We start from the raw sequence: 3,644 nt of genomic DNA, 5'->3' as shown, positions 1-3,644 counted from the left end.
GTGGTAATTGACAAGTTGGAACCAATATCACCGTTCTCTGAAGTATAACCAGCCCCAACAGCAAACGCGGATTGACTGCGCCATACACCACTACCAAATGCGAGTGTTAATTTTCCAGGAATATCACTATAGCGTAAACCAGCTGCCGCTAAACCAACAGCTGCTGCTTGTCTTGCTTCCTTGCGAACATCCTCAATAGCATAATTTAACGTCTCAAACTTCATATCTGTATAGGATTTTGCCTCGTTAACGCCATTATTGACAAGACCGTTCACTTGATCATCCGTATACTTTTTCGCATCTTCAAGGACCGTCTTCATCTGCTGTTCTGTGTAATCATGTAACTGACCACCATTAACTGCTTGCTTAGAGCCTTCTTCAATTTTGCCATCCGCTACATTATCTATCAAGACCGGATCACTTTCATTCCCACCTGCTAACGTAATGCTATTGGTCTTTTTGCCATCCGCATCTTTGTCATAGTTAACAGCTCCATCCGTTACTGCTGTCGTGATATCTTTTACCTGCTGATCAATCGTATCTACCTTGTTCTCAACCTCTTTTACCTTCTCATTCACTGTCCAGAGCTGGCCACCGTTCACAACTTCTTGCGAACCTTCTTCTATCTTACCAGAAGCTACATTCGTAATCTTACTCGATGCCCCTTTATGACTAGCGTCATACGATCCTTTGTCTTCATTCCAATTCAAACTATTCGTATCTCTATTATCAGAAACCTCTTTAATACGCTCGTTGATACTCGACATACTTTCGCTGACGCCATCAAAAGCACCCGCTACATCATGATAGCTCTTCTTCTCTGATGAACTTCCATCAGAATTGAATTGCGCAACATTGAAAGTAGGTGCTATCCACTCACCAGCCTTATAGCCAGCTCCACCACCAAAATAGGCAGAAAGCTGATTGCTCATCAAATAAAGCTGGTTGCCCGTGATCGCTTCCGTCGAACCTTCTGAGATATCACCATCTAAAAGGGACTTCAGTTTGCTCTTGCTTCTTACATCTTCCTTACCATGAAGCGCTACAAAGGCACTCTCTTCATCACTCCACAACAACGCATTCTGCTCAATATTGTCTGATATCTCATTATGAAGCTTCGTGAATGAACTGCTTACACCAGCAAAGGCAGCTGCTACACTCTCATACTCCTGCTCTGCAGGACTTCCATCATCATTGAATGTCGTAACTTTGAAAGTAGGAGCAATCCATTTGCCTTCATTATCATATCCAGCGCCACCATCTAAATACTTCGCAAATGTATCACTTACAGAATAAATCTGAGATCCATTAACAGCGTCCGTTGAATCTGCTGTAATCTTGCCAGCCTGAAGGGACGTAATCTTGCTGTTAGCTTTCGCATCTCCTTCTCCATGCTGCGCTACAAACGCCCCCTGATCCTTGTTCCACAACAAAGCATCACCTTGAACTTCTTGCGTAATGTTCGTTACTTTTTCAGTGAATTCATTGACAACATTCGTCAAATGCGTATTCACATTCTTGAAATTCATATCAAGACCAGCAAAAGCTGAACCAACATCGTTGTATGACTTTTCTGTTGCCGTACCATCTTCAGCAATATTTGAGATCTTATAAGTCGGAGCGGTTAAAGCACCATCTTTAAATGCAGCATTACCACCAAAATACTTCGCAAGCGTAGTATTCAAAGAATAAAGCTGGGAACCATTCACCGCTTCTGTCGATCCTTCTGAAAGGTTGCCTGCCTTCACACCAGAGATACTACGGACATCGCCTTTACTGTTTGCAACCGTGATTGCTGTGCCTTCTTTCTCTCCACCAATCTGAATAACCTTTGTTTCTGCATCTTGCTTAACAAGGCTATCGCCTACTACTTTGTCAATCTCCTTGTTAATCTCATTGTGAATGTTCGTGAAAGAAGTACCAACTCCAGCAAAGGCTTCTGCTACACTCTCATAGCTGTTTTCTTCAACATCACTACCATCAGCCTTAACAGTCTTAACCGTGAACGTAGGAGCGGTCCATGCACCATTCTCATATTTAGCATTACCGCCTAAAGACTTAGCAACCACAGTGCCCAAGGTATGAAGCTGTGAGCCATTAACGGCGTCTGTTGAAGTTTCACTGATAGCTCCTGCTGCAAGGGACGTAATCTTGCTGTTTTCTTGTGTCACCACAACTTTGCCGTCTTCTTTTTCTTCCTTCTTTTCATGCTGCGCTACAAACGCCCCCTGATCCTTGTTCCACAACAAAGCATCACCTTGAACTTCTTGCGTAATATTCGTTACTTTTTCAGTGAATTCATTGACAACATTCGTCAAATGCGTATTCACATTCTTGAAATTCGTATCAAGACCAGCAAAAGCTGAACCAACATCGTTGTATGAATCTTCTGTTGCCGTACCATCTTCAGCAATATTTGAGATCTTATAAGTCGGAGCTGTAAAAGCACCATCTGCAAATGTCGCACTACCACCTAAAAACTTGGCAACTTCCTGAGAGATTGTATTAATCTGACCACCTGTAATTGCATCACGTGAATCCTTGGCAATCTTACCAGCAGCAACATTATGGAGACCTACAGCTGTCTTATCTTTACCACCAAAGGTGACATTCGCATAATCAATTTTATCATCCTTTTGTTTATCGTAATGAACAACTGCTGATTCATCAGACTGAAGACTGTTGGAAAGATCCGTTAAACCTTTCTCAAGCTGTCCTTTGTTAACGGCTTCATTATCCTTGGTCGCTGCCTTCACACCAGAAAGAGTCCGATCCGTACCAGTCTTATTGGCAATATTGATTTCACTGCCTTCTACTTCTTTACCAATAGTGATAAGATTTGTAGTTGCATCTTTCTTAACAAGGCTATCGCCTTTCACATTGGCAATTTCATTGTTAATTTGTTTGGTAATCTCGTTTTTAACATTCGTGATAGAATTACCAACTCCAGCAAAAGCACTTGCTACATCAGAATAATTCTCTTCTCCAGAGTTGCCATCATCCTTAACAGTCTTAACCTTGAATGTAGGAGCGGTCCATGCACCATCCTTATAGACAGCACCACCCCCTAAAGACGTAGCAACCCCTGTGCCTAATGTATGAAGCTGTGAGCCATTAACGGCGTCTGTTGAAGTTTCACTGATAGCTCCAGCTGCAAGAGACGTAATCTTGCTGTTTTCTTGTGTCACTACAACTGTGTTGTCTTCTTTTTCTTCCTTCTTTTCATGCTGCGCGACAAAGGCATGGGCTGTATCACTCCATAACAAGGCATCGCCTTTAAATTTTTGCGTAATATTCGTTACTTTGTCAGTAAAATTTTTGACCTCATTCGTTAGATGCGTATTCACATTCTTGACACTCGTATCAAGACCAGCAAAGGCTGAACCAACATCGTTATATGAACTAGTCGTTACTGTACCATTGTCAGTAATATTAGAGATCTTATAAGTCGGAGCTGTAAAAGCACCATCTGCAAATGTTGAACCACCACCAAAATATGTCGCAGCCTTGTCGCCCAATGAATGAAGCTGATCACCATTTACGGCATCATGTGAATCCTTAGCAATATTACCAGCGGCAACATTATGCAATGCAACCTGACCCTTGCTCGGATCTCCAAAAGTCACACTGTTTTGTTTCGCTTT

Annotated in this window: 1 protein-coding gene; it reads right to left on the bottom strand. The window is 42.2% G+C overall.

Annotation, left to right across the window (positions count from 1 at the left end; genetic code table 11):
* Positions 1-3,644: Vomp family autotransporter (locus tag ACFIJ9_RS08545; protein ID WP_375636759.1), on the bottom strand; the 3,644-nt coding region annotated here is incomplete at both ends.

Source organism: Bartonella sp. MR90HLJMH, from assembly GCF_042194115.1.
In the GTDB taxonomy this organism is placed as follows: domain Bacteria; phylum Pseudomonadota; class Alphaproteobacteria; order Rhizobiales; family Rhizobiaceae; genus Bartonella; species Bartonella grahamii.
This window is presented reverse-complemented; position numbering and strand designations above follow the sequence as displayed.